Source organism: Mycobacterium sp. (assembly GCF_035640695.1).
In the GTDB taxonomy this organism is placed as follows: Bacteria; Actinomycetota; Actinomycetes; order Mycobacteriales; family Mycobacteriaceae; genus Mycobacterium.
Genome location: NZ_DASQVQ010000153.1, coordinates 1 through 26386, shown reverse-complemented (window position 1 = coordinate 26386; position 26386 = coordinate 1). Strand labels below are relative to the sequence as shown.

The 26386-nt window shown below is 68.0% G+C and carries 30 protein-coding genes; 22 read left to right on the top strand and 8 right to left on the bottom strand.

All coding sequences use genetic code 11. The features are described from left to right. Window positions 1-6: 6 nt before the first annotated feature. The 10 genes from folE (at window position 7) to VE759_RS18330 (ending at window position 7725) form a co-directional block, all read left to right on the top strand. Window positions 7-654: a GTP cyclohydrolase I FolE gene (folE, locus tag VE759_RS18375; RefSeq protein WP_324935071.1), complete on the top strand. Its 648-nt coding sequence runs from the start codon at window positions 7-9 to the stop codon at window positions 652-654. After that, entirely contained in the window at window positions 651-1472 is an 822-nt protein-coding gene (gene folP, locus VE759_RS18370) for a dihydropteroate synthase (protein WP_324935069.1), read from the top strand. The genes folE and folP overlap by 4 nt, the downstream gene beginning before the upstream one ends. Continuing rightward, a complete protein-coding gene (gene folB, locus VE759_RS18365; protein ID WP_324935067.1) occupies window positions 1472-1876 on the top strand; it encodes a dihydroneopterin aldolase in 405 nt (134 codons plus the stop codon). Before folP ends, folB begins: the two co-directional genes overlap by 1 nt. Further along, a complete protein-coding gene (gene folK / locus VE759_RS18360) occupies window positions 1873-2406 on the top strand; it encodes a 2-amino-4-hydroxy-6-hydroxymethyldihydropteridine diphosphokinase (protein WP_324935065.1) in 534 nt (177 codons plus the stop codon). The genes folB and folK overlap by 4 nt, the downstream gene beginning before the upstream one ends. Beyond that, entirely contained in the window at window positions 2406-2882 is a 477-nt protein-coding gene (locus tag VE759_RS18355) for a DUF3180 domain-containing protein (RefSeq protein WP_324935063.1), read from the top strand. The genes folK and VE759_RS18355 overlap by 1 nt, the downstream gene beginning before the upstream one ends. Window positions 2883-2946: 64 nt before the next feature. Beyond that, window positions 2947-4506 carry a DUF6779 domain-containing protein gene (locus tag VE759_RS18350; protein WP_324935061.1) on the top strand — a complete coding sequence of 520 codons (1560 nt, stop codon included), beginning with the start codon at window positions 2947-2949 and terminating at the stop codon, window positions 4504-4506. A gap of 77 nt (window positions 4507-4583) precedes the next feature. Continuing rightward, entirely contained in the window at window positions 4584-5525 is a 942-nt protein-coding gene (locus VE759_RS18345) for a Rossmann-like and DUF2520 domain-containing protein (RefSeq protein WP_324935059.1), read from the top strand. Continuing rightward, a complete protein-coding gene (gene panC, locus VE759_RS18340) occupies window positions 5515-6459 on the top strand; it encodes a pantoate--beta-alanine ligase (protein ID WP_324935057.1) in 945 nt (314 codons plus the stop codon). The genes VE759_RS18345 and panC overlap by 11 nt, the downstream gene beginning before the upstream one ends. Beyond that, the gene (gene panD / locus VE759_RS18335; protein ID WP_324935055.1) at window positions 6459-6872 is read left to right on the top strand and encodes an aspartate 1-decarboxylase; all 414 of its coding nucleotides are present in this window, start codon (window positions 6459-6461) and stop codon (window positions 6870-6872) included. Before panC ends, panD begins: the two co-directional genes overlap by 1 nt. Before the next feature lie 37 nt (window positions 6873-6909). After that, window positions 6910-7725, top strand: coding sequence for a type III pantothenate kinase (locus VE759_RS18330; protein WP_324935053.1), 816 nt, complete (start codon window positions 6910-6912; stop codon window positions 7723-7725). A 49-nt stretch (window positions 7726-7774) separates the two neighbouring features. Here the strand turns inward: VE759_RS18330 and VE759_RS18325 are convergent, their stop codons facing one another. Then, on the bottom strand, window positions 7775-9028 hold the full coding sequence (locus tag VE759_RS18325) for an alanine racemase (protein ID WP_324935051.1): 1254 nt from the start codon (window positions 9026-9028) through the stop codon (window positions 7775-7777). 23 nt (window positions 9029-9051) lie between these two features. Between VE759_RS18325 and lysS the strand changes: the two genes are divergently transcribed. From lysS to VE759_RS18305, 4 genes are all read left to right on the top strand, one after another. After that, window positions 9052-10560, top strand: a complete 1509-nt coding sequence (gene lysS / locus VE759_RS18320; RefSeq protein ID WP_324935049.1) for a lysine--tRNA ligase — start codon at window positions 9052-9054, stop codon at window positions 10558-10560. A gap of 119 nt (window positions 10561-10679) precedes the next feature. Beyond that, on the top strand, window positions 10680-11015 hold the full coding sequence (gene lsr2 / locus VE759_RS18315; RefSeq protein WP_324935047.1) for a histone-like nucleoid-structuring protein Lsr2: 336 nt from the start codon (window positions 10680-10682) through the stop codon (window positions 11013-11015). 271 nt (window positions 11016-11286) lie between these two features. Then, window positions 11287-13836 (top strand): ATP-dependent protease ATP-binding subunit ClpC, encoded by a 2550-nt coding sequence (gene clpC1, locus VE759_RS18310; RefSeq protein WP_324935045.1) that lies wholly within the window; start codon window positions 11287-11289, stop codon window positions 13834-13836. 83 nt (window positions 13837-13919) lie between these two features. After that, window positions 13920-14084 (top strand): hypothetical protein, encoded by a 165-nt coding sequence (locus VE759_RS18305; RefSeq protein WP_324935043.1) that lies wholly within the window; start codon window positions 13920-13922, stop codon window positions 14082-14084. A gap of 53 nt (window positions 14085-14137) precedes the next feature. Here VE759_RS18305 and VE759_RS18300 read toward each other — a convergent pair whose 3' ends face one another. After that, window positions 14138-15451, bottom strand: a complete 1314-nt coding sequence (locus VE759_RS18300; protein ID WP_324935041.1) for a serine hydrolase — start codon at window positions 15449-15451, stop codon at window positions 14138-14140. 34 nt (window positions 15452-15485) lie between these two features. Continuing rightward, entirely contained in the window at window positions 15486-15803 is a 318-nt protein-coding gene (mhuD, locus tag VE759_RS18295; protein ID WP_324935039.1) for a mycobilin-forming heme oxygenase MhuD, read from the bottom strand. A gap of 57 nt (window positions 15804-15860) precedes the next feature. On the opposite strand from mhuD, the gene VE759_RS18290 reads away from it, so the two are divergent. Further along, complete coding sequence (locus VE759_RS18290) at window positions 15861-16619, top strand: alpha/beta hydrolase (RefSeq protein WP_324935037.1); 759 nt, start codon at window positions 15861-15863, stop codon at window positions 16617-16619. On the opposite strand, the gene VE759_RS18285 is transcribed toward VE759_RS18290, so the two are convergent. Beyond that, a complete protein-coding gene (locus tag VE759_RS18285; RefSeq protein WP_324935035.1) occupies window positions 16616-16870 on the bottom strand; it encodes a hypothetical protein in 255 nt (84 codons plus the stop codon). The genes VE759_RS18290 and VE759_RS18285 overlap by 4 nt on opposite strands. A 71-nt stretch (window positions 16871-16941) precedes the next feature. On the opposite strand from VE759_RS18285, the gene VE759_RS18280 reads away from it, so the two are divergent. Beyond that, window positions 16942-17913 carry a GlxA family transcriptional regulator gene (locus VE759_RS18280; RefSeq protein ID WP_324935033.1) on the top strand — a complete coding sequence of 324 codons (972 nt, stop codon included), beginning with the start codon at window positions 16942-16944 and terminating at the stop codon, window positions 17911-17913. Between the two features lie 66 nt (window positions 17914-17979). Here the strand turns inward: VE759_RS18280 and VE759_RS18275 are convergent, their stop codons facing one another. Next, the gene (locus tag VE759_RS18275; RefSeq protein WP_324935031.1) at window positions 17980-18870 is read right to left on the bottom strand and encodes an A/G-specific adenine glycosylase; all 891 of its coding nucleotides are present in this window, start codon (window positions 18868-18870) and stop codon (window positions 17980-17982) included. Here VE759_RS18275 and VE759_RS18270 point away from each other — a divergent pair. Together VE759_RS18270 and VE759_RS18265 are read left to right on the top strand one after the other, a co-directional pair. Beyond that, window positions 18869-19531 (top strand): carbonic anhydrase, encoded by a 663-nt coding sequence (locus VE759_RS18270; RefSeq protein WP_324935029.1) that lies wholly within the window; start codon window positions 18869-18871, stop codon window positions 19529-19531. The genes VE759_RS18275 and VE759_RS18270 overlap by 2 nt on opposite strands. A gap of 59 nt (window positions 19532-19590) precedes the next feature. After that, window positions 19591-20343 (top strand): hypothetical protein, encoded by a 753-nt coding sequence (locus VE759_RS18265; protein ID WP_324935027.1) that lies wholly within the window; start codon window positions 19591-19593, stop codon window positions 20341-20343. On the opposite strand, the gene disA is transcribed toward VE759_RS18265, so the two are convergent. The 3 genes from disA to VE759_RS18250 are packed head-to-tail and all read right to left on the bottom strand — an operon-like array spanning window position 20344 to window position 23528. Further along, a complete protein-coding gene (disA, locus tag VE759_RS18260) occupies window positions 20344-21456 on the bottom strand; it encodes a DNA integrity scanning diadenylate cyclase DisA (protein WP_324935025.1) in 1113 nt (370 codons plus the stop codon). Further along, complete coding sequence (radA, locus tag VE759_RS18255) at window positions 21453-22883, bottom strand: DNA repair protein RadA (RefSeq protein ID WP_324935022.1); 1431 nt, start codon at window positions 22881-22883, stop codon at window positions 21453-21455. Before radA ends, disA begins: the two co-directional genes overlap by 4 nt. A 33-nt stretch (window positions 22884-22916) precedes the next feature. Beyond that, entirely contained in the window at window positions 22917-23528 is a 612-nt protein-coding gene (locus VE759_RS18250; RefSeq protein WP_324935020.1) for a hypothetical protein, read from the bottom strand. A gap of 273 nt (window positions 23529-23801) precedes the next feature. Between VE759_RS18250 and carD the strand changes: the two genes are divergently transcribed. From carD to cysS, 4 genes are all read left to right on the top strand, one after another. After that, window positions 23802-24290 (top strand): RNA polymerase-binding transcription factor CarD, encoded by a 489-nt coding sequence (gene carD, locus VE759_RS18245; protein ID WP_003921720.1) that lies wholly within the window; start codon window positions 23802-23804, stop codon window positions 24288-24290. A gap of 4 nt (window positions 24291-24294) precedes the next feature. Continuing rightward, the gene (gene ispD, locus VE759_RS18240) at window positions 24295-24960 is read left to right on the top strand and encodes a 2-C-methyl-D-erythritol 4-phosphate cytidylyltransferase (protein WP_324935015.1); all 666 of its coding nucleotides are present in this window, start codon (window positions 24295-24297) and stop codon (window positions 24958-24960) included. Then, complete coding sequence (gene ispF / locus VE759_RS18235; protein WP_324935014.1) at window positions 24957-25436, top strand: 2-C-methyl-D-erythritol 2,4-cyclodiphosphate synthase; 480 nt, start codon at window positions 24957-24959, stop codon at window positions 25434-25436. The genes ispD and ispF overlap by 4 nt, the downstream gene beginning before the upstream one ends. 19 nt (window positions 25437-25455) lie before the next feature. Further along, a partial coding sequence (cysS, locus tag VE759_RS18230; RefSeq protein ID WP_324935012.1) for a cysteine--tRNA ligase occupies window positions 25456-26386 on the top strand: 931 nt, incomplete at its 3' end.

Below are 26386 nucleotides of genomic sequence, written 5' to 3'. Positions count from 1 at the left end.
CAACCTATGGCGCAGCCGAACTCCCGACCGCGACCCGCGTGCGTAACGGCACTGCCGAGCGCACCGGGGTCGTCGGCGACGACCCCGGTTTTCGATCAGGCGCGCGCCGAGGCCGCGATCCGCGAGCTGCTCTACGCCATCGGTGAGGACCCGGACCGCAGCGGCCTGCAGGAGACCCCGGCCCGGGTCGCGCGCACCTACCGGGAGATGTTCGCCGGCCTGTACATCGACCCGGATTCGGTGCTGAACACCACATTCGACGAACAGCATGACGAGCTGGTGCTGGTGAAGGAAATCCCGCTGTATTCCACCTGCGAGCACCACCTGGTTTCATTCCACGGCGTCGCACACGTCGGCTACATCCCCGGCGACCACGGCCGCGTCACCGGCTTGTCGAAGATCGCCCGGGTCGTCGACCTGTATGCCAAGCGCCCACAGGTGCAGGAGCGGCTCACCGGGCAGATCGCCGACGCGCTGATGCGCAAGCTCGATCCACGCGGTGTCATGGTGGTCGTCGAGGCCGAGCACCTGTGCATGGCGATGCGTGGTGTGCGCAAGCCCGGGGCGGTCACCACCACCTCGGCGGTACGCGGACAGTTCAAATGCGATGCGGCGTCACGGGCCGAGGCACTGGATCTGATCTTGCGGAAGTGAGCCCGACAAGCGTGCAGGTGATGGGAGTCGTAAACGTCACCGACGACTCCTTTTCTGACGGAGGGCTTTTCCTTGACCGCGACCGCGCGGTCGAACATGGCTTGGCGCTGGCCGCCGACGGTGCGGCGATCGTCGACGTCGGCGGCGAATCAACCAGGCCGGGTGCCACTCGCGTCCACCCCGCTGTCGAAACCGCGCGCATCCTTCCGGTAGTCAAGGACCTTGCGGCGGAGGGCATCACGGTCAGCATCGACACGATGCGGGCAGAAGTCGCCATGGCCGCGCTTGAGCAGGGCGCCCGGATCGTCAACGACGTGTCGGGCGGCCGCGCCGACCCAAACATGGTTTCGTTGGTCGCCGACGCAGGCGTGCCGTTGGTGCTCATGCACTGGCGCTCGGTGTCCTCGGCGCGACCACATGACGTGCCCGAGTACCGCGACGTGGTCGCCGACGTCAAGTCCGAACTGTTGGCCAATGTCGACGCCGCGGTGTCGGCCGGAGTAGATGCGGGGAAACTGATCATCGATCCCGGATTGGGTTTCGCCAAGACGGGACAACACAATTGGGCACTGCTACAGGCGTTGCCCGAGTTCGTCGCGACCGGTATTCCGGTGCTGGTCGGCGCCTCACGCAAGCGTTTCCTCGGCACATTGCTCGCCGATGCGCAGGGCCGCCCGCGACCGCCGGGCGGCCGTGAGACCGCCACCGCAGTGGTATCCGCACTGGCGGCGTTGCACGGCGCGTGGGGTGTGCGCGTGCATGACGTGCAAGCCAGTGTCGACGCGCTGAAGGTTGTCGAAGCCTGGGCGGCCGGCTGATGGCGGATCGAATCGAATTGCGCGGGTTGACCGTTCACGGCCGGCACGGTGTCTACGACCACGAGCGACGCGACGGCCAGGACTTCGTCGTCGACATCACGGTGTGGATCGATCTCGAAAATGCCGCCGCCACTGATGACTTGGCCGACACGCTCGATTACGGCGGGCTGGCGCAGCGCGCCGCCGACATCGTCGGCGGTCCCCCGCGAAAACTGATCGAGGCGGTGGCCGGCGAGGTCGCCGACGACGTGATGCGCGACGATCGCGTGCATGCGGTCGAGGTGGTACTGCACAAGCCGCAGGCCCCGATCCCGATGAACTTCACCGACGTTGCGGTGGTCGCGCGTCGTTCCCGGCGAGGCGGCCGCGGCGGCGGAGTCGTGCCGGCCGGGGCAGGGTCATGACGCGCGCGGTGCTGTCGATCGGCTCCAACCTCGGTGACCGGTTGGCACGGTTGCGGTCGGTCGTCGACGGCTTCGGTGACGCGGTCGTCGGGGTGTCGCCGGTATATGAAACCGCGCCGTGGGGGGGCCCAGGGCTTGTCCCCGATCAGGGGCCGTTTCTGAACGCGGTGCTCATAGTGGAGCACCCCGACTTCGACGGGCGAGCGTGGCTGAAGCGTGGACAGGAACTGGAGCAGGCCGCGCAGCGGGTTCGGGAGCGGCGTTGGGGCCCGCGCACCCTCGACGTGGACGTCGTCAGTTGCCGCAACGGCTCGGGCGAGATCATCCTGCACGAGCCGGACCTGGTGCTGCCGCACCCGCTCGCTCACCGGCGCGCGTTCGTGCTGGTGCCGTGGCTTGACGTCGATCCCGCCGCCGAGCTCACCGTGGACGGCGTCGGGTGCCCGGTCGCGCGTCTGCTCGCCGACATCACGCCCGCCGACCGGGCGGCGGTGGTGCGAACCGACCTGGTGCTGCGGTCGGAGCGCTGATGGGACCGACGCGCAAACGGGACCTGACGGTCGCGGTGGTCGTCGCCGCCGTCGTTGGATACGTACTCGTCACGATGCTGTACCGGTGGTTCCCGCCGATCACCCTGTTCACCGGGGTCTCGTTGCTGGTCGTGGCGATCGCCGAGGCGGTGTGGGCGTTCTACGTTCGGTCGAAGATCAACAATGGTCAGATCGGCAACGGCGGTGGCAGGCTGCACCCGCTGGCGGTGGCGCGCAGCGTGATGGTCGCCAAGGCGTCGGCGTGGGTCGGCGCGCTGGTGCTGGGGTGGTGGGTGGGGGTGCTGGTGTACCTGTGGCCCAAGCGGACGACGCTGCGGGTTGCCGGAGAGGACACCGCGGGCGCGATCGTCGCCGCGGTCAGCGCGCTGGCGTTGATCATCGCGGCGCTGTGGCTGCAGCATTGCTGCGAGAAGCCGGAGGAACCGCCGGACCCGCGAGAAGGGGCCACAGAATAGTCCATCGCCAAATCGCCGGAGTCGCACGACACGCGACGTGACCTCGCACGGGTACAGTCGGCGCATGACCGTTCTGAGCCGCGGCTCCCGGTCTCGGCGTGGCGGCCGCAGGCCGGGTTGGACGCTGGTGACGGCGTTGCTGGTGCTGGCCATCGGGGCCAGTTCCGCGCTGGTGTTCACCAACCGGGCGGAGTTGCTCAAGCTCGCCGTCATCCTGGCGCTGTGGGCCGCGGTCGTGGCGGCCTTCGTCTCGGTGATCTACCGCAGGCAGAGCGACCTCGATCAGGCCAAGGCTCGCGACCTGAAACTGGTCTATGACCTTCAGCTCGACCGCGAGATCTCGGCGCGGCGCGAATACGAGCTCGAGGTCGAGTCACAATTGCGGCGCGAGCTGGCCGAGGAATTGCGGGCTGACGCCGCCGACGAGGTGGCGGCGCTGCGGGCCGAGTTGGCCGCCCTGCGCAATAACTTGGAGATCCTGTTCGAAACCGACCTCTCGCATCGGCCGGCACTGGAGACCGAACGCACCACGGTCCGCGCGTACAGCGACTGGGATCGCGACGGCGCCGCGACCAACCGCGGTGAGGCCGCGCCGCGAGGGAGGTTCACGGCGTCGGCTCGCGGCGACATTGGCGTGGAGACGGCCGAAGAGGACCACATCATCGACGTGCCCGAGGAGCCGTTGGGCCGCCGGCATTGGGACGAGGAGCCGTTGGGCCGGCGGCATTGGGACGAGGAGCCGGTGGGCCGGCGACATCGGGACAAGGAGCCGAGCCGGGAACCGACGGAAAAGCCGGTGGGCCGGCGACACTCGATGGAGGACCAGCTGAGCCGGCGGCCATCCGGGCTTTATGTCCCTCCCGCGTACGGCGGCCAGCAGCCCGCGGCGTCGGAGCAGCGTTGGGCAACGACTCCCACATCGTCTCCCGAGCCGCCACCGCAACCGGTGTTCCGGCCGGAGCCCACCCGGCCGGAACCACCGGAGCCACGGCCACAGCCGTATTTCAGCCTGCACAAAGAACCCGAGCCCGAACCCGCCGAGGAGTGGCGGCCCGTTGCGGCCGAGGGTCAGTGGCTTCCGCCGGGCACGCCCGGCAGCAACTGGGTGTCGTCGGGCAATGGGTATTCCGCTGGCTATTCCGCTGGGTATTCCGCTGACTATTCCGCTGGCTCCGCGCCTGACTCCTTGGCCGGCTCCGTGGGGCCGGAAGTGGAGCCGTCACCGCCGGCGCCCGCGGAACCCCGAGATGCGCGGCATTCCAGCGCCGCGGAACCAGGCGGCGCCGCGACGGCCGCACCGCCGCCCGAGCCAACGCGGGTCGATCGACGGGACTACGGCGTCACCCCGTCCGGTCGCCGGGCGCGGCACTCCACCGGGGACTCGACCGGGGCCGACAGCTACCAAACGTCAGCGCCGCCACCACCGGCGGACAGCACCTTTCCGACCCCGCCGCCGGCCCCTGCGCCGGGGCCTGCGCCGGCGCCGCGACATCGCACCGCAGCGACGCCGGGCGATGACAGCCAGCATGCCGAGGGACAAGGGCAGTCCGTTGCGGAGTTGCTCGCCCGGTTGCAACAGGGTCCGCCGAGCGAGGGCGGTCGGCGTCGTCGCCGCCAGGATTAGGTAAGCTCGATGCGACCGTCCGGTACCGGCACAGCAGGACCGGAACGTTTTTCAATGAACTTGCGAGGTCGTCTGCGATGGAGCAGCTCGACGGGCTGCGCCCGGCCCGGCTGACGGTCGGTATCATCTCCGCCGGCCGGGTCGGCACGGCGTTGGGGGTGGCGCTGGAACGCGCCGGCCACATCGTCGGCGCATGCAGTGCGGTGTCGCACGCTTCCCGGCAGCGGGCCGCGCGCCGGCTCCCGGACACGGCGATTTCGCCACCGCACGAGGTCGCGGCGCGAGCCGAGCTGTTGTTGCTGGCGGTTCCCGATTCGGAGCTGAGCAACCTGATCTCCGGGCTGGCCGCGACCCACGCCGTCCGGCCGGGCACGATCGTGGCACACACCTCAGGTGCCAACGGGATCGGTGTGCTGGCGCCGCTGGCCGAGCAGGACTGCATCCCGCTGGCCATCCATCCTGCGATGACGTTCACCGGATCCGACGAGGACGTCGCCAGGGTGCCGGACACCTGCTTCGGCATCACGGCCGTCGACGACGTCGGATACGCGATCGCCCAGTCGCTGGTGCTCGAGATCGGAGGCGAGCCGTTCCGGGTCCGCGAGGACGCGCGCACGCTGTACCATGCGGCGTTGGCGCACGCGAGCAACCACGTCGTGACGGTGGTGCTCGACGCGGTCGACGCGCTGCGGGCCGCGTTGTGGGGCCAGGAGCTGCTTGGTCAGCAACTGGTCACCGACGAGCCGGGCGGCATCGCCGAGCGGGTGATCGGCCCGTTGGCGCGGGCGTCGGTGGACAATGCGCTGCAACGCGGGCAGGCGGCGCTGACGGGTCCGGTCGCCCGCGGCGACGCGGTCGCGGTCGCGGATCATCTGGCTGTGCTGGGAGAGGTGGATTCCGAACTGGCGCAGGCATATCGAGCGAACTCGATGCGCACCGCGCAGCGATCACACGCGCCGGCGGAGGTCTTCGCCGCGCTGGCGGCAAATTCGAATCGAGCGGGGTGCGGTGACGACTAAGTCCGCGAAGAGGTTTCACCCCGGCGAGCTCAACGTGTACTCCGCGCCGCGTGACGTGGCCGATGTCACCCGGGCGCTGCGGCAGACGGGTCGGCGGGTGATGCTGGTGCCCACGATGGGCGCGCTGCACGAAGGGCATCTGGCTTTGGTGCGAGCCGCAAAGCGAGTTCAAGGCTCCGTCGTCGTCGTGTCGATCTTCGTCAACCCGCTGCAGTTCGGTGCGGGAGAAGACCTCAGCACCTACCCGCGGCCACTCGACACCGACCTGCAGCTGCTGCGCGACGAGGGTGTCGAGGTGGTATTCACGCCCAGTGTCGAAGACATGTACCCGGATGGTCTGCGGACGACGGTAAACCCGGGGCCGCTCGGGTCGGAGCTGGAAGGCGCCGCGCGCCCAACGCATTTTGCCGGCGTGTTGACGGTCGTGTTGAAGCTGCTGCAGATCGTGCGGCCGGACCGGGTGTTCTTTGGCGAGAAGGACTATCAGCAGCTGGTGCTGATCCGTCAGATGGTGACCGACCTCAACGTCGAGGTGGCCGTGGTCGGCGTGCCGACCGCGCGCGAACCCGACGGGTTGGCGATGTCGTCACGCAACAGCTACCTGGACCCGACGGAGCGCGAGCTGGCCGGCGCGTTGTCGGCGGCGCTGCTGGCCGGAATGTACGCGGGGTCCGGCGGCGCGGAGGCCGCGCTCGACGCCGCGCGCGCCGTGCTCGACGAGGTTCCGGCGATCGAGGTCGACTACCTGGAATTGCGTGGTGTCGCGCTTGAACCCACGCCGCCGAGCGGGCCCGGCCGGCTGCTGGTGGCCGGAAGGCTTGGCACGACACGACTTCTGGACAACATCGCAATAGACATCGGAGCAACCGCCGGCACCGACGGGCGGCAACCCGCCGGGTCGGATGTTCAGCATGAATTGCCTTGGAGGAATTGATGTTACGAACCATGCTGAAGTCGAAGATTCACCGGGCCACGGTGACGCAGGCCAACCTGCACTACGTGGGCTCGGTGACGATCGACGCGGACCTGATGGACGCCGCCGACCTGCTCGAGGGCGAGCAGGTCACCATCCTCGACATCGAAAACGGGAACCGGCTGGTGACCTACGCCATAACCGGGGAGCGCGGCAGCGGTGTGATCGGGATCAACGGCGCCGCGGCGCATCTGGTGCATCCCGGCGACCTGGTGATCATCATCGCATATGCGATGCTCGACGACGCCGAGGCGCGTGATTACCGGCCGCGCATCGTGTTCGTCGACGCCGACAACAAGCAGGTCGATCTCGGCCCACACGGCGACGATCCGGCGTACGTCCCGGATGATTTCGGCCTGGTGTCGCCGCGGTGAGCAGGAACGAAGTAACTCGAGAACGGCAGAGGTAGCTGTGCTGCTCGCGATCGACGTCCGTAACACCCACACCGTCGTCGGGTTGATTTCCGGGTCAGGTGCACACGCAAAGGTGGTGCAGCACTGGCGGATCCGCACCGAGTCGGAGGTCACGTCCGACGAATTGGCGCTCACCATCGACGGGCTGATAGGTGATGATTCGGAGCGGCTGACCGGCGCCGCCGGGTTGTCGACGGTCCCATCGGTGCTGCACGAGGTGCGGGAGATGCTCAACCAATACTGGCCGTCGGTGCCGCACGTGCTGATCGAACCGGGCGTACGCACCGGCATCCCGCTGTTGGTCGACAACCCGAAGGAAGTGGGAGCCGACCGGATCGTCAATTGTCTTGCGGCTTATCACAAGTACGGTACAGCCGCGATCGTCGTCGACTTCGGCTCGTCGATCTGCGTGGACGTGGTATCGGCCAAGGGTGAATTCCTCGGCGGGGCAATCGCACCGGGTGTTCAGGTGTCGTCCGACGCGGCGGCCGCGAGGTCGGCGGCGCTGCGGCGGGTCGAGCTGACCCGGCCGCGTTCGGTGGTCGGTAAGAACACCGTCGAGTGCATGCAGGCCGGCGCGGTGTTCGGGTTCGCCGGCCTGGTCGACGGGCTGGTGTCGCGGATTCGCGAGGATGTCGACGGCTTCGGTGGCAGCGACATCGCGGTGGTCGCGACGGGGCACACTGCGCCGCTGGTGCTGCCCGACCTGCACACCGTGCAGGACTACGACCGCCACCTGACGCTAGAAGGCCTGCGGCTGGTGTACGAGCGCAACCGGGACAGCCAGCGCGGCCGCCTCAAGTCGGCGCGTTAGCGTCGGCGTGCAGCACTCGTGGCGGCGGCGACGGATAGCCGGTCTCGGGCTAGAAGAACGTCCGGATCAGTTCGGCGACCCGATCGTCGGCGTCGAGCATCGGTATCAGCTGCCACTTGTCGAACGTCGTGCACGGATGCGAGATACCGAACTGCAGCCAGCTGCCGACCTCGACACGCGGCCGATCAGACCGGCCGACCCGCAGGAACGCGTGTTGATCGTGGAGTTTGGTGACGCGGCTCTCGGAAAGGCCGTACGGCACGGGCAGATCCTGGTCGAACGACACGTCGCGGCGGCCCATCGTCAGCACCGCCAGATCGGGCTCCGGTCGGGATATCACCTGGGCCCACACGCTCAGCGCGGGCTTCAGTCGGGCCGGTTGCGCGCCCGGCCGGGTCAGCGGCGACGTCCGCGCATACAGACCGTCGTCATGCGTCAGATAGCAGCCACTGCGGACGATCGTGCGTACCGACAGCCCGGCCGGCCAGCTTGTCAACACGTCGGCGACCGCGTCGAAGTACGTGCTGCCGCCGGCCGTGACGACGATGTCGTCGATCTCGAACACAGCGGCCAGGCGCAGCACCGCCGAGCGCATCTGCGTCAAGTAATCGGTGACCGGGGCAAGCCCGCCCGGACCGATGTCGTGACCCAGCGCCGCCTCGTAGCCGGCGACACCGACCAGGCGCAGCTGCGGGCATGCGGCCGCGGCTCGGGCCACCTCGTCGACGGCTTGGGCCGACCGGCATCCGGTCCGGCCGCCCGCCATGCCCACCTCGACGCACACCTCAACGGGCCGACCGGCCCCCGCCAGCTCCGCCGCCATGATTTCGACGGCCCGCACAGAATCCACCCAGCACAGCAGCCGAAAATCTGGGTGTGCCGCCAATTCCATCGCGAGCCAGCGCAATCCCGCCGGATCCACCAGTTCGTTGGCCAGGATCACGTCCCGAACCCCAAACGCGCGGTAGATGCGTACCTGGCCGATCGTTGCCGCGGTGATGCCGCACGCACCCGCGTCGAGCTGGCGGGCGAACAGCTGCGGGGCCATGTGGGTCTTGGCGTGTGGCGCCAGCTGCACGCCGGCGTCCCGGCACCACAGCGCCATCGTCGCGACGTTGTGCGTCAAGGCATCGGCGCGAAGCACACACACCGGGCCGGTCGCGCCGTCGAACAGGCTCGGCCGCGTCGCACAGATCTCCGCCGGAGTGCGACCGCACCACGATGCGGGCAGCCCCTTGAACCGCCAGTCCAGCCGATCGTCGCCGAGCGCCGCCACCGCTGCCGCATCGAAAAGCGCCGTCATCCGTTCATTTAAGCTGGCAGGTCGTGACTGATTCGCGGGACACCCAGGCCGATGCTCCGGAGCAGTTCCGGATCCGCCAGGCCAAGAGGGAGCGGATGCTCGCCGAGGGCGCCGACCCGTATCCCGTCGCGGTGGCTCGCACCCACACGCTCAAGCAGATCCGCGAGGCCTACCCCGATCTGGCGCCGGACACCACGACCGGCGACGTGGTCGGCGTGGCGGGCCGGGTGATTTTCCTCCGCAATTCCGGCAAGTTGTGCTTCGCCACACTGCAGGACGGTGACGGCACTCAGCTGCAGGTCATGGTCAGCCTGGCGGGCGTCGGCCAGGAAGCGTTGGACGCGTGGAAGGCCGACGTCGACATCGGCGACATCGCGTTCGTGCACGGCGAGGTGATCAGCTCCAGGCGCGGCGAGCTGTCGGTGCTTGCCGACTCCTGGCAAATGGCGTCCAAGGCGCTGCGGCCGCTGCCGGTGGCGCATAGGGAAATGAGCGAAGAGTCCCGGGTACGGCAGCGCTACGTCGACCTGATCGTGCGCCCCGAGGCCCGAACCATTGCCCGCCAGCGCGTCGCGGTGGTGCGGGCACTGCGGTCAGCGCTGGAACGCCGCGGGTTCATCGAGGTGGAGACCCCGATGCTGCAAACCTTGGCGGGCGGCGCCGCCGCTCGGCCGTTCGTCACGCACTCGAATGCGCTCGACATCGACCTGTATCTGAGAATTGCCCCCGAGCTATTCCTGAAGCGGTGCGTGGTGGGGGGTTTCGACCGGGTCTTCGAGCTGAACCGCGTGTTCCGCAACGAGGGCATCGATTCGACGCATTCCCCGGAATTTTCGATGCTCGAAACGTACCAGGCTTATGGAACATACGATGATTCGGCGGTAATGACGCGGGAGCTAATCCAAGAGGTCGCCGACGAGGCGATCGGCACCAGACTCCTGTCGCTGCCCGACGGCAGCACCTACGACCTAGACGGCCAATGGACGACGATAGAAATGTATCCGTCGGTATCGGAAGCGCTGTCCGAAGAGATCACCCCGGACACCACCATTGAGCATCTTGTGGACATCGCAAGAAACGTCGGCGTCGAGCTTACGAAGAACCGTCCGTATGGACACGGCAAGCTGGTCGAAGAATTATGGGAGCACACCGTCGGCAAGCAGTTGTATGCTCCCACCTTCGTGCGCGATTTTCCGGTGGAGACCACCCCGTTGACGCGCCAGCACCGCAGCATCCCCGGGGTCACCGAGAAGTGGGATCTTTACGTTCGTGGAATCGAACTTGCCACCGGATATTCTGAACTCATCGATCCCGTCGTGCAACGACAGCGATTCGCAGCTCAGGCGCGAGCGGCCGCCGCGGGAGACGAAGAGGCGATGGCACTCGACGAGGATTTCCTGGCCGCGATGGAGTATGCGATGCCGCCATGCACCGGCACCGGAATGGGCATCGATCGACTGATGATGGCATTGACCGGACTGGGTATTAGAGACACCGTTTTGTTTCCGATAGTTCGGCCTCACAGCGGGTGAGCAGGTTGTGCCCCGTTGTTGTCCAGAACGGATTTGTATGGCACATTGGTGGCTAGTCGGAATCAGCGCGCCCAGCATCGTTTGAGTGCGCATGGTTTTTAGAAGGGGCAGTTCGCGCAATGGCAAAGAAAGTAACCGTCACGTTGGTCGATGATTTCGACGGTGAAGGAGCAGCCGATGAGACCGTGGAATTCGGACTCGACGGTGTGAGCTACGAGATCGACCTGTCCACGAAGAATGCAAAAAAGCTGCGTGAAGATCTGAAGGCATGGATCGATGCCGGCCGACGCGTCGGCGGTCGGCGCAGGGGCCGGTCGTCGGGTCGCGGCCGCGCTGCCATCGACCGTGAGCAGAGCGCGGCCATCCGGGAATGGGCCCGGCGAAATGGCTACAGCGTCTCCACGCGCGGACGCATCCCGGCCGATGTCATCGAGGCATTTCACGCGGCGTCCTGAGGCTTTCTGAGCTGCGGTTTTCGCATCGGCGGGCGGCCGTTCGCTGGGGGCGAACGGTCACCGCCGATACCGGGAAACGTTTTCGCCGCCGCCGGCGTTGGACCTGGCAACGCGGATCCGCCGCGCCATTCGGGACGTGTCGAGGCGGAGCGAGCCGCTCCTATGGTGGGGCACCCGGGGCGGTGGCCCATTAGAGTGGATAGCAGGTGCCGATGTGCTTGCACAGGCCGTCCGCGTGCACCTACTGGTGAGGGAGAGCAGGTAACCACCGATGTTCGAGAGATTTACCGACCGCGCACGGCGCGTCGTCGTCTTGGCTCAGGAAGAAGCCAGGATGCTGAACCATAACTACATCGGGACCGAGCACATCCTCCTTGGGCTTATCCACGAGGGTGAGGGCGTCGCTGCCAAGTCGCTCGAGTCGCTGGGCATCTCGCTGGAAGGCGTTCGCAGCCAGGTCGAGGAGATCATCGGCCAGGGCCAGCAGGCGCCGTCCGGCCACATTCCCTTCACCCCGCGCGCGAAGAAGGTGCTCGAGCTGAGCCTGCGTGAGGCGTTGCAGCTGGGCCACAACTACATCGGCACCGAGCACATTCTGCTCGGTCTGATCCGTGAGGGCGAGGGCGTCGCGGCGCAGGTGCTGGTGAAGCTCGGCGCCGAGCTGACGCGGGTGCGTCAACAAGTCATCCAGCTGCTGAGCGGCTACCAGGGCAAGGAGACCGCGGAGGCCGGCACCGGCGGCCGCGGTGGCGAGTCCGGCAACCCGTCCACTTCGCTGGTGCTGGATCAATTCGGCCGCAACCTGACCGCGGCCGCGATGGAGGGCAAGCTGGACCCGGTCATCGGCCGGGAGAAGGAAATCGAGCGGGTTATGCAGGTGCTGAGCCGGCGCACCAAGAACAACCCGGTGCTGATCGGCGAACCCGGCGTCGGCAAGACGGCCGTGGTCGAGGGTCTGGCGCAGGCGATCGTGCACGGCGAGGTCCCCGAAACACTGAAGGACAAGCAGCTCTACACGCTGGATCTGGGCTCGCTGGTGGCGGGCAGCCGCTACCGCGGTGATTTCGAGGAGCGCCTGAAGAAGGTGCTCAAGGAGATCAACACCCGCGGCGACATCATTCTGTTCATCGACGAGCTGCACACGCTGGTCGGTGCCGGTGCCGCCGAGGGCGCGATCGACGCCGCGTCGATCCTGAAGCCGAAGCTGGCCCGCGGCGAGCTGCAGACCATCGGCGCCACCACGCTCGACGAGTACCGCAAGTACATCGAGAAGGACGCCGCCCTGGAGCGCCGTTTCCAGCCGGTGCAGGTCGGTGAGCCGACAGTCGAGCACACGATCGAGATCCTGAAGGGTCTGCGCGACCGATACGAGGCGCACCACCGGGTGTCGATCACCGACTCCGCGATGGTGGCCGCGGCCACGCTGGCCGACCGCTACATCAACGACCGGTTCCTGCCGGACAAGGCGATCGACCTGATCGACGAGGCCGGCGCGCGGATGCGGATCCGCCGGATGACGGCGCCGCCAGATCTGCGCGACTTCGACGAAAAGATCGCCGAGGCGCGCCGCGAGAAGGAGTCCGCGATCGACGCGCAGGACTTCGAAAAGGCCGCAAGCCTGCGTGACCGGGAGAAGTCGCTGGTCGCTCAGCGGGCCGAGCGTGAGAAGCAATGGCGTTCGGGCGATCTCGACGTGGTCGCCGAGGTCGACGACGAGCAAATCGCCGAGGTGCTGGGGAACTGGACCGGTATCCCGGTGTACAAGCTCACCGAGGCGGAGACCAGCCGGCTGCTGCGCATGGAGGAGGAGCTGCACAAGCGGATCATTGGCCAGGAGGACGCCGTCAACGCGGTCAGCAAGGCGATCCGTCGTACTCGTGCCGGGCTGAAGGATCCGAAGCGCCCGTCCGGCTCGTTCATCTTCGCCGGCCCGTCCGGTGTCGGTAAGACCGAGCTGTCAAAGGCGCTCGCGGAATTCCTGTTCGGCGACGACGACGCGCTGATCCAGATCGACATGGGCGAGTTCCATGACCGGTTCACCGCGTCGCGGCTGTTCGGTGCGCCTCCGGGGTACGTCGGCTACGAGGAGGGCGGCCAGCTGACCGAGAAGGTGCGGCGCAAGCCGTTCTCGGTGGTGCTGTTCGATGAGATCGAGAAGGCGCACCAGGAGATCTACAACAGCCTGTTGCAGGTGCTCGAGGACGGCCGGTTGACCGACGGCCAGGGTCGCACGGTCGACTTCAAGAACACCGTGCTGATCTTCACGTCGAACCTTGGCACCGCGGACATCTCCAAGGCGGTCAGCCTGGGCTTCTCGCCGGGTGGCGGTGACAACAACTACGAGCGGATGAAGCAGCGAGTCAACGACGAGCTGAAGAAGCACTTCCGCCCGGAGTTTCTCAACCGCATCGACGACATCATCGTCTTCCACCAGCTGACCAAGGACGAGATCATCCGCATGGTGGACCTGATGGTGAGCCGGGTGGAGAAGCAGCTCAAGACCAAGGACATGGCGCTCGACCTGAAGCCGAGGGCCAAGGAGCTGCTGGCCAAGCGCGGGTTCGATCCCGTGCTTGGGGCGCGACCGCTGCGGCGCACGATCCAGCGAGAGATCGAGGACGCCCTGTCGGAGAAGATCTTGTTCGATGAGGTTGGTCCCGGCCAGCTCGTCACGGTCGACGTCGAGAACTGGGACGGCGAGGGCTCCGGCGAAGATGCTGTGTTCAGCTTCGCCGGTATGCCCAAGCCAGCCAAGGCGTCCGAGGCCGACCTGGCAAAGGCCGAGCCGGCCGCGACCGGCGGCAGCCACGCGGCAAAGTAACCCGCGCACGTCTAGCGAAACGGGCGGTACCCTCACCGGGGTATCGCCCGGTTCGTTTTTGACCCGTCCCAGAAAGGCGCCCCGTGCTGACCGTCACGACCAACGGCACCGCGGTCGAGGCGGTGCCGGCGACCGATGTCGCCTGCTACACCGCGTCCCAGCTTGGTTACGGCGGCGCACCACAGGCACAACAGCCGCAGCCGCAGCCCCAACCGCATGGCGTGGGGCTGAGTCGACGAGCGGATTAGCGGACCGCATCGCGCATGAGGGATGCGATTGACGCCTCAAGCCGGTCCGGTTTCTAGGAGTGCGGCGGCAGCATCGCGAACATCTGCTCGGCGATCGACAGCAGCCATCCCCCGGCACTTGAACCGTGGTAGCGCGGCCAATTCATCTGGACGCTGACCACCCACGGTTGGCCGCCGCGGTCGACGGCATACCAGCTGAATGTCAAGTCGCCGGGTAGGTTTCCGGCCTTGGCGCCGACATAAGGCCACTGTGCCGGGTCGAGATCGATGCCAGGGATCGCCGACATGATCTGCTTGACCGGTGCGGCGACACCGATGGCGCCGACCTGAAGGGCGGCATGCACGCGGCAGATGTCTTCTGCGCTGCCGTACCACTCCGCGCCATACGTGGACGCCGGGGTGTGCGTGCGATTCGGATCAGGTTGATAAGGACGCGAATTCGTCTGCTGCAGCAGCTGTGCCCGCGCCTGTGGCCCGACCTTGGCGGCCTGCTTCCACTGCTCACGCAGATCTGGTTGCCCCCAGCCGACCGAGAACAGCTCGTGCATCGTCGGGAACGGCGTCATGCTCGCCGGGTCGTGGTGGCCGGCGTCGACGAGCGCCCGCTCGACGGCGCGTGTGCCGACCCGGTCAATGAGCAGGTCGGTGGCCATGTTGTCGCTGTTGGCGATCATCTTTTCGGCGGCCGTGCGGACGGTGACCTGCGCGCCCGGCGGTAACGTCTCCAGCCCCGACGACCCGACCGCCTTCGCTTGGCCGGTGATCGTCAACTTGTCGGTCCAGGAAACGGTGCCGGCCTTCACCGCGTCTACCACCGCGTACAGCACGTAGAGCTTGAAAATCGATGCCAGAGGCAGGGATTGGGCGGTGTTGGCGCCGGCGATGGGTTCGCAGCGGCCGTCGTTGACCTTGGCGACCTGATAGGAAAACCGTGCGCCGGATTTGGACAACTCGCGGTCGGCGTCGGCCCACGATGTGATCGCCGGCTTCTGCAATTGCACGTCGAACCGGTCGACCATGCTGTCCGAATCGACGTGAATCTCGATGTTCTGTCTCGCGCCGAACGACGTGACCAGGTGGAGAGTGGCCGCCCCGGCGCCGATGTCGACCCCGGAAACCGTGAACGGCCGGTCCCACCACAGCCGATCCATCGTCGTGCCGACCGGGTCCACCATGTCCGGTGCCGCCAACGTGCGAACACCGACCGGGCCGATCGGCCAATCCGAGTTCAGCATGTCCATGGTCTGCTTGGCGCGCAGACCGACCGGTGTGTTCATGCTGATCCGAACGCCCGCGCTGGTCAGCGGCGCCGCGGGCGTCGTGGCACAACCGCAAGCCAGGACACCGACCAGCGCGACCGCGGGCATGACCGCCGCGGCGCGGGAAAGCGCCCGGCTTGCGTTACGCCTTGGCGCCGGTCCCCGCAACGTCCAACACAACCTCGAACTCCAGCAGCGACGCGCCGGTCGCTACCGGGTTCTCCCGATGCCCGGCGTGCGCGTGAATGGCGGGTCCGGTGGCCCATGCCTGGAACGCTTCTTCGGACTCCCATTGCGTCACCACGAAGTAGCGGTTCTCGCCCTTGACCGGGCGCAGCAGCTGGAAACCCAGGAAACCGGGCTGGCTGTCGACGGCGTGTGCGCGGTGGGCGAATCGTTTCTCAAGCTCAGGTCCGGCGTCGGGCGGAACCTCGATTGCGTTGATCTTCACCACGGGCATGCTGCTTAGGCTACCGCGCGGCCGTGGCCCGATCCGGCAGCGGTGGAAGATGTCAGCGTGGGTGGCGATCTGCTGACCGACCGCGGCGGCCATGGTGAGCCGCTGGTCCTCGTCCACGGGCTGATGGGCCGCGGCAGCACATGGTCGCGCCAGTTGTCGTGGCTCACCGAACTTGGGCGCGTCTACACCTACGACGCGCCATGGCACCGCGGCCGCGATGTGATCGATCCCCATCCGATCAGCACCGAACGGTTCGTCACCGACCTCGTCGACGCGGTCGCCGCGCTGGGCCGACCCGCCACGCTGATCGGGCATTCGATGGGTGGGTTGCACGCGTGGTGTATGGCGGCGGACCGGCCCGAACTGGTGTCGGCCCTCGTCGTTGAGGACATGGCACCGGATTTCCGTGGCCGGACGACCGGCCCGTGGGAACCATGGTTGCATGCCTTGCCCGAGGAATTTGTTTCGGCGCAGGCGGTTTTCGACGAGTTCGGCCCGATCGCCGGCCAGTACTTCCTGGACGCGTTCGACCGCACGCCCACCGGCTGGCGGCTGCACGGCCACGTCGAGCGGTGGATAGAGATTGCCGCCGAGTGGGGGAGACGCGACTACTGGGAGTCCTGGCGCGCCGTGCGCGTCCCGGCCCTGCTGATCGAGGCCGGCAACTCCATCACACCACCCGCGCAGATGTCAGCAATGCACGAAACCGGTTATCACACAACGTATGTCAGGGCAGACGCCGCGGGCCATCTGGTCCACGACGAGGCGCCAGAGTTGTACCGCGAAGCGGTGCGCGAATTCGTATCCAAGCGCTAGCGGCGCTCGCCCATCGCCCCGGGGGCCGGCCACGCCGGGTTCTGCTCGAAGCGGGTCCGGACCGCATCCAGGTCATGCTCGACCCGAAACGCGTCGCGATCGCCGTCGAACAGCCGCCCGACCATCGGCGCCGACACCTGAAACTGGTCGAGGCGCATGCGCAGGGAACCGGAGCGGTGTGCGGCCCGGGTGATCGCGGCGGCCAGCACGAACGGGGCCAGCAGAATCAAGAACGTCAATATCACGGCCATGGCGGTAATTGTTCGGCGGTGAATATTCCGCCAACAGTGGCAGGACTGACGCACTGAGATAAGATACTGCCATGTTGAGATCAGTGGCTGCCTTGGTGCTCGAAGACCTCGCCGTGTTCGAGTTCGGCGTGGTTTGCGAGGTCTTCGGCATCGACCGCAGGGCCGACGGCGTTCCGAATTTCGAATTCCGGGTCTGCGGCCCTGAGGCCGGAAAGCCCTTGCAGACGACGATCGGCGCGCAGGTGATTCCCGAGCATGGCCTGAATGGTCTGAAGGGCGCCGATCTGGTCGCGGTCCCCGCGGTGTCCGGCAAGCCGTATCCCGAGGAGGCGCTTGATGCGCTGCGGGATGCCGCCAGGGCGGGATCGACGATTCTGACGGTCTGCTCGGGCGCGTTCGTCGCGGGAGCGGCCGGCCTGCTCGACGGGCGGCGGTGCACCACACACTGGATGCACGCCGACGAGCTGCAGCGCATGTACCCCACCGCGAAGGTGGACCGCAACGTGTTGTTCGTCGACGACGGTGACCTGATCACCAGCGCAGGCACCGCGGCGGGCATCGATGCGTGCCTGCACCTGGTGCGGCGTGAACTCGGCAGCGCGATCACCAACACGATCGCGCGCCGCATGGTGGTGCCGCCGCAACGTGACGGCGGCCAGCGACAGTTCATCGTCCAGCCGGTGCCGGTGCACTGTTCGGAGGGCTTTGCGCCGCAACTGGATTGGATTCTGGCCAACCTCCGCGAGGCGCACTCGGTGCAGGCGATGGCGCAGCGCGCGCACATGTCGCCGCGGACGTTCGCCCGGCGGTTCGTCGAGGAGACCGGCACGACGCCGATGCAGTGGGTGACCGATCAGCGGGTGCTGTTCGCGCGCCGGCTGCTGGAGGAGACCGACCTCGACGTCGACCGCATCGCCGATCGGGTCGGCTTCGGCACGGCGACGCTGCTGCGCCACCACTTCCGCCGGTTGGTCGGGGTGACGCCGTCGGTGTACCGGCGCAGGTTCGCCTGCTCCGCCGCCCCCGAGGCCGAGTCGGCCTAACGGACCGCCGCGAAACTCAACATGTTGCGTCGCGCGTCGGCGTCACCGTTTGAGTGTCGCGCAAAACTAGCCCTCGCCGACCAATGCGTAGCGGCCGTCGGCCGTCGACTCCACCAGCCCGTCGGCCAGCAGCGAGTCCAAGGCGCGATCGCGCTGGATGGTGTCGGCCGGCCATGCCACCTCAAGCTGGGCTCGCGTGACCGGGGACTCGTTGCCGCGCAACACATCCAGCAGCCTGCCGCGGACCTGCCGGTCGGTGCCGGCGTAGGTCTGGACGCGGCGCGGAGCGGACGGGGACGGATGACCGGCGGCCCGCCACGCGCAACCGGTGACCGGGCACACCCCGCAGCGCGGCGATCGCGCGGTGCAGACCAGCGCGCCCAGCTCCATCAGTGCCGCCGATAGCCGGGGCGCGCGGTGATCGCCGGGAAGCAGCTCGGCAACGTCGGCGAGGTCGCGGGCACTGGCGGCGGTGTCGGCCTCGCCACGAACGACGCGGGCGACGACGCGGCGCACGTTGGTGTCGACGACGGGAACCGGACGCCGGAACGCGAAGCACGCCACCGCCCGCGCGGTGTATGCCCCGACGCCGGGTAGCCGCATCAACGTGTCGACGTCGTCGGGCACCACCTCGCCGTGCTCCCGCGTGATCACGACCGCGCATTCGTGGAGCCGCTTCGCCCGACGCGGGTAACCCAGCTTGCCCCACGCCCGCAGCACGTCGGCGGCACTCGCGGCCGCGGTCGCGGGCGGCGTCGGCCAGCGACGCACCCACGCCTCCCAAACCGGCAGAACCCGGGCCACCGGTGTCTGTTGCAGCATGAACTCGCTAACCAGGATCTGCCAGGGCGTCACACCGGGCCGGCGCCACGGCAGGTCGCGATGCGCATGGTCATACCAACGGAGTAGCTCGGCCGGTTCGATCGTCACGGCGCCCCCGGGCACAATATGGCGCATGCCCTACACCAGCACGGGATCTCAGGCCGCCGACCGGGCGGCTCCGGCGACTGCTTGGAAGGCACTTAAGGATGGTAATGAGCGGTTCGTGGCAGGCAGGCCCGAACACCCCAGCCAAAGCGTGGAGCACCGCGCCAGCCTCGCCGCCGCGCAGAAGCCGACCGCGGTGGTTTTCGGCTGCGCCGACAGCCGGGTGGCCGCCGAAATCATCTTCGACCAGGGGCTCGGTGACATGTTCGTGGTGCGCACCGCCGGGCACGTCCTGGATTCGGCCGTGCTGGGCTCGCTGGAGTACGCCGTCACGGTGCTCGACGTGCCGCTGATCGTGGTGCTCGGGCACGACAGCTGCGGCGCCGTGAAGGCAACGCTGTCCGCGCTGGACGACGGCACCGTGCCGGGTGGTTACGTGCGTGACGTGGTCGAGCGCGTCACGCCGTCGATCCTGCTCGGCCGTCGCCAGGGGCTCAGCCGCGTCGACGAATTCGAGGCGCATCACGTGCTCGAAACCGCCGCGCAGCTGATGTCGCGGTCCAGCGCGATCGCCGACCGGGTCGACAAGGCCCAGCTGGCGATCGTCGGGCTGACCTATCACCTCGCCGACGGGCGCGTCGTTTTGCGGGATTGCATCGGCGACATCGGTGAATCGGCCGGCGACAGTTAGCCCCCGACACGCCGAAGCGGGTCGGACGAGTCGCAGTGACCTGGCCTTACCGTGAGAACGTGCTGGATCTGGAACCGCATGGCCCGCTGCCGTCGCAGATCTACTGGCGGCGCCGCGCCCTTGCGCTAGGGATCGCGGTATTCGTGATGGCGGCAGTGGTGGGGGTCACCGTGATGGTGGTGACCAGCAACGCCGGAGCGGGCACCAAACCCGCCAGCCCCGCGTCGGCCGCAGCCGCGAACCCGCAGCCCGAGGTGAAGACGCCGATCACGCCGGTGGTGCAACCGCCGGCACCGCCGACGGCAACCCCGACGACCGCCGTCATGCCGCCGCCGGTGCTCAAGGAGGGCGATGACTGCCCCGACTCCACGCTGGCGGTCAAGGGCATCACCAGCCAGCCGCAGTTCGTCGTCGGTGATCAGCCGAAGTTCACGATGGTCGTCACCAATATCGGACTGGTCGCGTGCAAGCGCGACGTCGGGGCCGCGGTGCTCGCGGCGTATGTGTACTCGCTCGACAACAACCGGCTGTGGTCGAATCTGGACTGCGCGCCGTCGAACGAGACCCTGGTCAAGACGTTCAACCCGGGCGAGCAGGTGACCACCGAGGTGACGTGGACCGGCATGGGCTCGGCGCCGCAGTGCCCGTTGCCGCGTCAACCGATCGGGCCCGGCACCTACAACCTGGTGGTGCAGTTGGGCAACCTGCGGTCGGCGCCGGTGCCGTTCATCATCGCCCAGCCGACGCCGCCCAGCGCTCAGCCCGCGCCCGGGGCACCCGGGCAACCGGCAGCACCGTCGCCGCCCGGCTGATCACGCCAGCGGGTCGGCGATCGTCGACTCGGCCAGCTGCGACAATCCTTCCCGGATGTGTCGCGCCCACATCTCGCCGATGCCCTCCACCTTCTCCAGGTCACTGGAGCTGGCGGCCAGCAGGCCCTGCAGCGATCCGAATTCCCGCACCAACAAGTCAATGTGAGCGAACTGCAGCCGCGGAATGGCCGCCATCGCGCGGTATCCGCGGGGGCTCATCGCCGAGTCCTGCGCCTCCGCCGTCGACGGATAACCGAAAACCTTTGACAGCGCGGTCAAGTCGAGCAGGTCGGCGTCGGACAGCTGATCGAGCTCGTCGAGCGTCGCGGCCACCTGACCGCCGGTGAGCGGCTGCGGGTTGGCGTGGTAGTCGCGCACGATCAGCTCGCGCGCCACGTCGTTGCCGCCCACCAGTTCTTCCAGCTGCAGCTTCAACTGCCGGCCGTCGGTGCCCAGTTCGACGACATGCTCATCGATCTCGAGGCTTATCCGGCGCACCATCTCCAGTCGCTGCACCACGGTCATCACGTCGCGCAGCGTCACAAAGTCCTCGATCTCCGCGGTGGACAGCTGGCGGCTCACCTCGTCGAGTCGGGCCTTGTAGCGCTCCAGCGTCGCGACGGCCTGGTTGGCTCGCGACAGGATGGTCGCCGAATCTGCCATCACGTGGCGTTCCCCCGCCACGTAGACCGTGACGATGCTCATCGAGTGGCTGACCGACACCACCGGGTAGCCGGTCTGGATTGCGGTGCGTTCGGCCGACCGATGGCGGGTGCCGGATTCGTCGGTCGGGATCGATGGGTCGGGCACCAGCTGGACGTTGGCCCGCACGATGCGGCTGCCGTCGACGGAAAGCACAAGCGCCCCATCCATTTTCGACAACTCGCGCAGGCGAGTCGGCGAGAAGCGGACGTCGAGCGAGAACCCGCCGTCGCAGATCGCCTCGACGCGTTCGTCGTAGCCGAGCACGATCAGCGCGCCGGTGCGGCCCCGCAGGATGCGCTCCAGCCCGTCGCGCAGGGCCGTGCCGGGCGCCAGCCGGCCCAGCGTCTCACGCAACGCCGGGTGCACCACCGGGGCCTTGGTGTCGGCGGGTTTTTCCGGCGTCGTCATGGCCAACCGTCCGCGTCGTCGGTTGGCTCGAGCAGCTGCATCTCGGTGGGGCCGAGCGGCGACTTGACGGCGATCTCATGCAACAACCCAAGCGCACCACTGATGGTCTTCGCCTGCATCGCGCACATTCCGCTCGGCACGGTCCGCACGCCGTGCGGAATCAGCGCGGTGGTGAAGCCCAGGCGGACCGCCTCGGCCAACCTACGTTCCATCCCGCCGACGCGGCGCAGGTCACCGGCCAGCCCCACCTCGCCGATCACCACCGCGGTGGTCGGCAGCGGCAGATCGCGGTACGCCGAGGCCATCGCCACCGCCACCGCAAGATCGGCGGACGGGTCGGTCAGCCGCATGCCGCCGACGGTGGACAGATAGATGTCGTGATCGAGGACGTTCATCTTGGCCCGCCTGCTGAGCACGGCACCGATCATCTCCGAGCGGGAGTAGTCGATGCCGCTGACCGCCCGCCGCGGCGTGCCGCCGGCGGGCTTGGCCAACAGCGCCTGCACCTCACCGATCAGCGGGCGTTTGCCGTCCAGCGTGACGGTGACAGCGGTCCCGGACACCGGCTCGGCACGCTGGTCCAGAAACAGCCCGGACGCGTCGGCCACACACTCAATCCCATTGTCGTGCAAGGTAAAACAGCCCACCTCGTCGGAGGCGCCGAAGCGGTTCTTGATACCGCGGACCATCCGCAATACCGAGTGCCGGTCGCCCTCGAAGTGCAGCACGACATCCACCAAATGCTCCAGCGTGCGCGGCCCCGCGATGGCACCGTCCTTGGTGACGTGGCCGACGAGGACCATCGCGACCCCCGAAGTTTTAGCCGCCGAGGTCAACGCGGCGGTCACCGCGCGCACCTGCGTGACGCCGCCGGTGACGCCGTCGGCGTCGGTGGTCGACATGGTCTGCACAGAGTCGACAACGACCAGGCTGGGCGTGACCGCCTCAATGTGGCCCAGCACCGTGTGCACGTCGGACTCCGCGGCGAGGAACACCTCGTCATGGGTGCAGCCGGTGCGCCCGGCCCGCAGCCGGATCTGTCCAGTCGACTCCTCGCCCGAGATGTAAAGGGCCCGGCGTCCGGCCTCGGCCCACCGGTGCACGACCTCGAGCAGCAGCGTTGACTTACCGACGCCGGGATCTCCGGCCAGCAGCGTGACCGAGCCGGGTACGACGCCACCGCCAAGCACTCGATCCAGTTCGCTGACGCCGGTCGGGTAGTGACGGGTGACGCCGGGCCGGATCGAGCTCATCGGCACGGCGGGCGACGCCGGCACGACAGACCGTTGCGCCTTGCCTGCCAGCGCCGTCGGCGCCGCGACCTCGTTGACCGTGCCCCAGGTGCCACAGTCCGGACATCGGCCCACCCACTTGGCCGTGACATGCTGGCACTCCGAGCATCGGTACCGGGTGCGAGTCTTGGCCACGCCGGAACGGTATCCGGATGGGCCGACAGATTGCTAGGGGTGGCCGCCCTGCGCGCCGCCTTGCGCGCCGCTCGAGCCGGGCACCTGATCGAGTCGCGGCGCGTTCGTGCCGGCCGTGATCGGCACCGGGACGGTGGTCTCGCCCGCGTGGGCGAACCGGAAGGTGAAGTTGTAGGACAGCCCGTTAGTGATCGGTTTGCTCAGCGTCACAGTCGCGGTGGCCGTTCTTGCGCCCTCCGTGGCGCTCAGTGCGCTGGCATCGCCCTCGGGGGTACCGGCCTCGGGGGTACCGACGATCAGTGCCCCACCCGCGGGTATCTCGCGGTTGCCGGTCACCGAGACGGACCCGAAGTCGGACGTGATGCTCACCAGGCTGTCGTTGATGTCCGACGACTGATTGGTGGCCACGAACAACAAGTCGACGGTCTTGCCGGGCTGCAGCGCGTCGCTGGTCTGGATGGCTCTGATCCGGATGTCGCGCAGCGCGATGTGGTTCACCGTGGCACTGGCACCGTTGACGGCCGGCTCGATCGACGCGGTTTGCGAGAGTTGCCCGGCACCGCAACCGGTCAGCGCGGCGGCGGCGACGAGCCCGCAAATCGCCAGCGCGCGGGGGGCTCGGGCGCGTCGGGGGAAACGGTTCACGGCGGTCTCCTGATCGGCAAAGCGCGGCACGGCGGGGCGGTCGACTATGCACAGTAGTAGGTGGCGCGAGACGACGGTAGCGGAGTGCCCCGACGGGGCCCCCGAGCCTGTGGATAAGAGCAGCGCAAGGGCCGGGACCGGTCCAGGCGAAGCACGAAATCGTCGTGCTGTCAACCCCTAGTGTTTACCTGCAGTGGCCCCTGACCTGCACCGTTGTTCAACACGTGGCTTCGCGCCGTGTTAGCATTGAGTGGCGAAAGGGGCTCGAATCAGATGATTTTTAAGGTCGGAGACACCGTTGTCTATCCACACCACGGTGCTGCGTTGATCGAAGCGATCGAAACCCGAACCATCAAAGGCGAACAAAAGGAATATCTCGTCTTGAAGGTTGCGCAGGGTGACTTGACGGTTCGAGTGCCCGCCGAAAATGCCGAGTATGTCGGTGTCCGCGACGTGGTCGGCCAGGAAGGCCTGGACAAGGTGTTTCAGGTGCTGCGCGCGCCGCACACCGAGGAGCCGACCAACTGGTCGCGCCGCTACAAGGCCAACCTCGAGAAGCTCGCCTCGGGTGACGTGAACAAGGTCGCCGAGGTGGTGCGCGACCTGTGGCGCCGCGATCAGGAGCGCGGCTTGTCCGCCGGTGAGAAGCGGATGTTGGCCAAGGCCCGCCAGATCCTGGTAGGCGAGTTGGCGCTGGCCGAGAACACCGACGACGCCAAGGCCGAGACCATCCTCGACGAGGTTCTGGCCGCCGCCTCCTGAGGCGATGAGCACCATCGCGGTCGTCCCGGCCGCGGGTTCGGGCGACCGATTGGCCGCCCGCGTTCCGAAGGCCTTCGTTGAGGTCGCCGGGCGCACCCTGCTCGACCGGGCCGTCGCCGGCCTGCTGCAGTCCGAGGTCGTGGACCGGGTCGTGGTGGCGGTGCCGCCGGACAGGACCGATCAGGCCGAACGGCTGCTCGGCGGGGCTGCAACGGTGGTGGCCGGCGGCGCCGACCGCAGTCGATCGGTGCGGCTCGCGCTGGGCGCTGTCGGCGGCGCCGAATACGTGCTGGTGCACGATGCCGCGCGCGCGTTGGCGCCGGCTGCGGTGATCGTGCGCGTGGTGGAGGCGTTGCGTGCCGGTCAGCCCGCGGTCATCCCGGTGCTGCCGCTGGCCGACACCGTCAAGGCCGTCGACGCGAACGGTGTCGTGATCGCGACACCCGAGCGGGCCGGATTGCGGGCCGTGCAGACGCCACAGGGCTTTCGCGCCGACCTGCTGCTGCGGGCCTACGAGCGGGCCGGCGAGGTGCCGGTGACCGACGACGCGTCCGTGGTCGAGCACATCGGCGGCCAGGTCCAGACCGTCGACGGCGACCCGCTGGCATTCAAGATCACCACGCCGCTGGATCTGCTGCTGGCCGAGGCCCTGCTGCGGGCCGACGGGTGACCGGCACGTTTCGCGTCGGGCTGGGCACCGACGTCCATCCGATCGAGCCGGGACGCCCATGCTGGCTGCTCTGCCTGCTGTTCGAGGACGCCGACGGCTGCGCCGGCCACTCCGACGGCGACGTCGCCGCGCACGCGCTGTGCGACGCGTTGCTGTCGGCGGCAGGCCTCGGCGACGTCGGGGAAGTGTTCGGAATCAATGATCCGCACTGGGACGGCGTGACCGGCGCCGACATGCTCGGCCACGTTCGCGGCCTGCTGCGCAGGGAGGGCTTCCGCGTCGGCAACGCGGTGGTGCAGGTGATCGGCAACAAGCCGAGGATCGGGCCACGCCGCGAGCAGGCGCAGACGGTGCTGTCGGACCTTCTCGATGCGCCGGTGTCGGTGTCGGCGACGACGACCGACGGGCTCGGGCTGACCGGCCGTGGTGAAGGGTTAGCCGCAATCGCTACCGCACTGGTCGTTCGGGCCGAATAGGCCGGTAAGCTGGCACGTCGTGACCGATCGCGCCAATTTGCGGCTCTACGACACCTACGCCGGTGCCGTGCGCGATTTCGTCCCAGAGCGCCCCGGGCGCGTGTCGATCTATCTGTGCGGCGCGACGGTTCAGGGCCTGCCGCATATCGGCCACGTGCGCAGCGGGGTGGCATTCGACGTGCTACGGCGCTGGCTGATGGCGCGCGGTTACGACGTGGCATTCATCCGCAACGTCACCGACATCGACGACAAGATCCTGAACAAGGCGGCCGACGCCGGTCGTCCGTGGTGGGAGTGGGCGGCGACGCACGAGCGCGCCTTCTCCGCCGCCTACGACGCGCTGGGGGTGCTGCCGCCGTCGGCCGAGCCGCGCGCCACCGGTCACATCACGCAGATCGTCGAGCTGATCGAGCGGCTGATCGACACCGGCCACGCGTACACCGGTGCCGGCGACGTGTACTTCGACGTGCTGAGCTTCCCGGAATACGGCCGGTTGTCCGGCCACCGGATTGAGGACGTCCATCAGGGCGAGGGCGTCGCGGCGGGCAAGCGCGACCAGCGTGACTTCACACTGTGGAAGGGCGCGAAGCCGGGAGAGCCGTCGTGGCCGACGCCGTGGGGACGCGGACGGCCAGGCTGGCATTCCGAATGTGTGGCGATGGCGCACCAGTACCTCGGCGCCGAGTTCGACATTCACTGCGGCGGCATGGATCTGGTGTTCCCCCACCACGAGAACGAGATCGCCCAGGCCCGCGCCGCCGGTGACCCGTTCGCCCGGTATTGGCTGCACAACGGCTGGGTGACCATGGGCGGCGAGAAGATGAGCAAGTCGCTGGGTAACGTGCTCGCGGTACCCGCTGTGCTGCAACGGGTCCGGCCCGCCGAGCTGCGCTACTACCTGGGCAGCGCGCACTACCGGTCAATGCTGGAGTTCTCCGAGACCGCGCTGC

Coding starts and splice junctions, on each gene's coding strand:
- folB (WP_324935067.1), top strand. CDS start 1,472: ATGGCGGATCGAATCGAATTGCGCGGGTTGACCGTTCACGGCCGGCAC.
- mhuD (WP_324935039.1), bottom strand. CDS start 15,803: ATGCCCGTGGTGAAGATCAACGCAATCGAGGTTCCGCCCGACGCCGGA.
- clpC1 (WP_324935045.1), top strand. CDS start 11,287: ATGTTCGAGAGATTTACCGACCGCGCACGGCGCGTCGTCGTCTTGGCT.
- folK (WP_324935065.1), top strand. CDS start 1,873: ATGACGCGCGCGGTGCTGTCGATCGGCTCCAACCTCGGTGACCGGTTG.
- VE759_RS18270 (WP_324935029.1), top strand. CDS start 18,869: ATGCCCTACACCAGCACGGGATCTCAGGCCGCCGACCGGGCGGCTCCG.
- VE759_RS18350 (WP_324935061.1), top strand. CDS start 2,947: ATGACCGTTCTGAGCCGCGGCTCCCGGTCTCGGCGTGGCGGCCGCAGG.
- VE759_RS18325 (WP_324935051.1), bottom strand. CDS start 9,028: ATGACGGCGCTTTTCGATGCGGCAGCGGTGGCGGCGCTCGGCGACGAT.
- VE759_RS18345 (WP_324935059.1), top strand. CDS start 4,584: ATGGAGCAGCTCGACGGGCTGCGCCCGGCCCGGCTGACGGTCGGTATC.
- VE759_RS18275 (WP_324935031.1), bottom strand. CDS start 18,870: ATGCGCCATATTGTGCCCGGGGGCGCCGTGACGATCGAACCGGCCGAG.
- VE759_RS18280 (WP_324935033.1), top strand. CDS start 16,942: ATGTTGAGATCAGTGGCTGCCTTGGTGCTCGAAGACCTCGCCGTGTTC.
- panD (WP_324935055.1), top strand. CDS start 6,459: ATGTTACGAACCATGCTGAAGTCGAAGATTCACCGGGCCACGGTGACG.
- VE759_RS18300 (WP_324935041.1), bottom strand. CDS start 15,451: ATGCCCGCGGTCGCGCTGGTCGGTGTCCTGGCTTGCGGTTGTGCCACG.
- carD (WP_003921720.1), top strand. CDS start 23,802: ATGATTTTTAAGGTCGGAGACACCGTTGTCTATCCACACCACGGTGCT.
- ispD (WP_324935015.1), top strand. CDS start 24,295: ATGAGCACCATCGCGGTCGTCCCGGCCGCGGGTTCGGGCGACCGATTG.
- VE759_RS18285 (WP_324935035.1), bottom strand. CDS start 16,870: ATGGCCGTGATATTGACGTTCTTGATTCTGCTGGCCCCGTTCGTGCTG.
- VE759_RS18355 (WP_324935063.1), top strand. CDS start 2,406: ATGGGACCGACGCGCAAACGGGACCTGACGGTCGCGGTGGTCGTCGCC.
- lsr2 (WP_324935047.1), top strand. CDS start 10,680: ATGGCAAAGAAAGTAACCGTCACGTTGGTCGATGATTTCGACGGTGAA.
- folE (WP_324935071.1), top strand. CDS start 7: ATGGCGCAGCCGAACTCCCGACCGCGACCCGCGTGCGTAACGGCACTG.
- disA (WP_324935025.1), bottom strand. CDS start 21,456: ATGACGACGCCGGAAAAACCCGCCGACACCAAGGCCCCGGTGGTGCAC.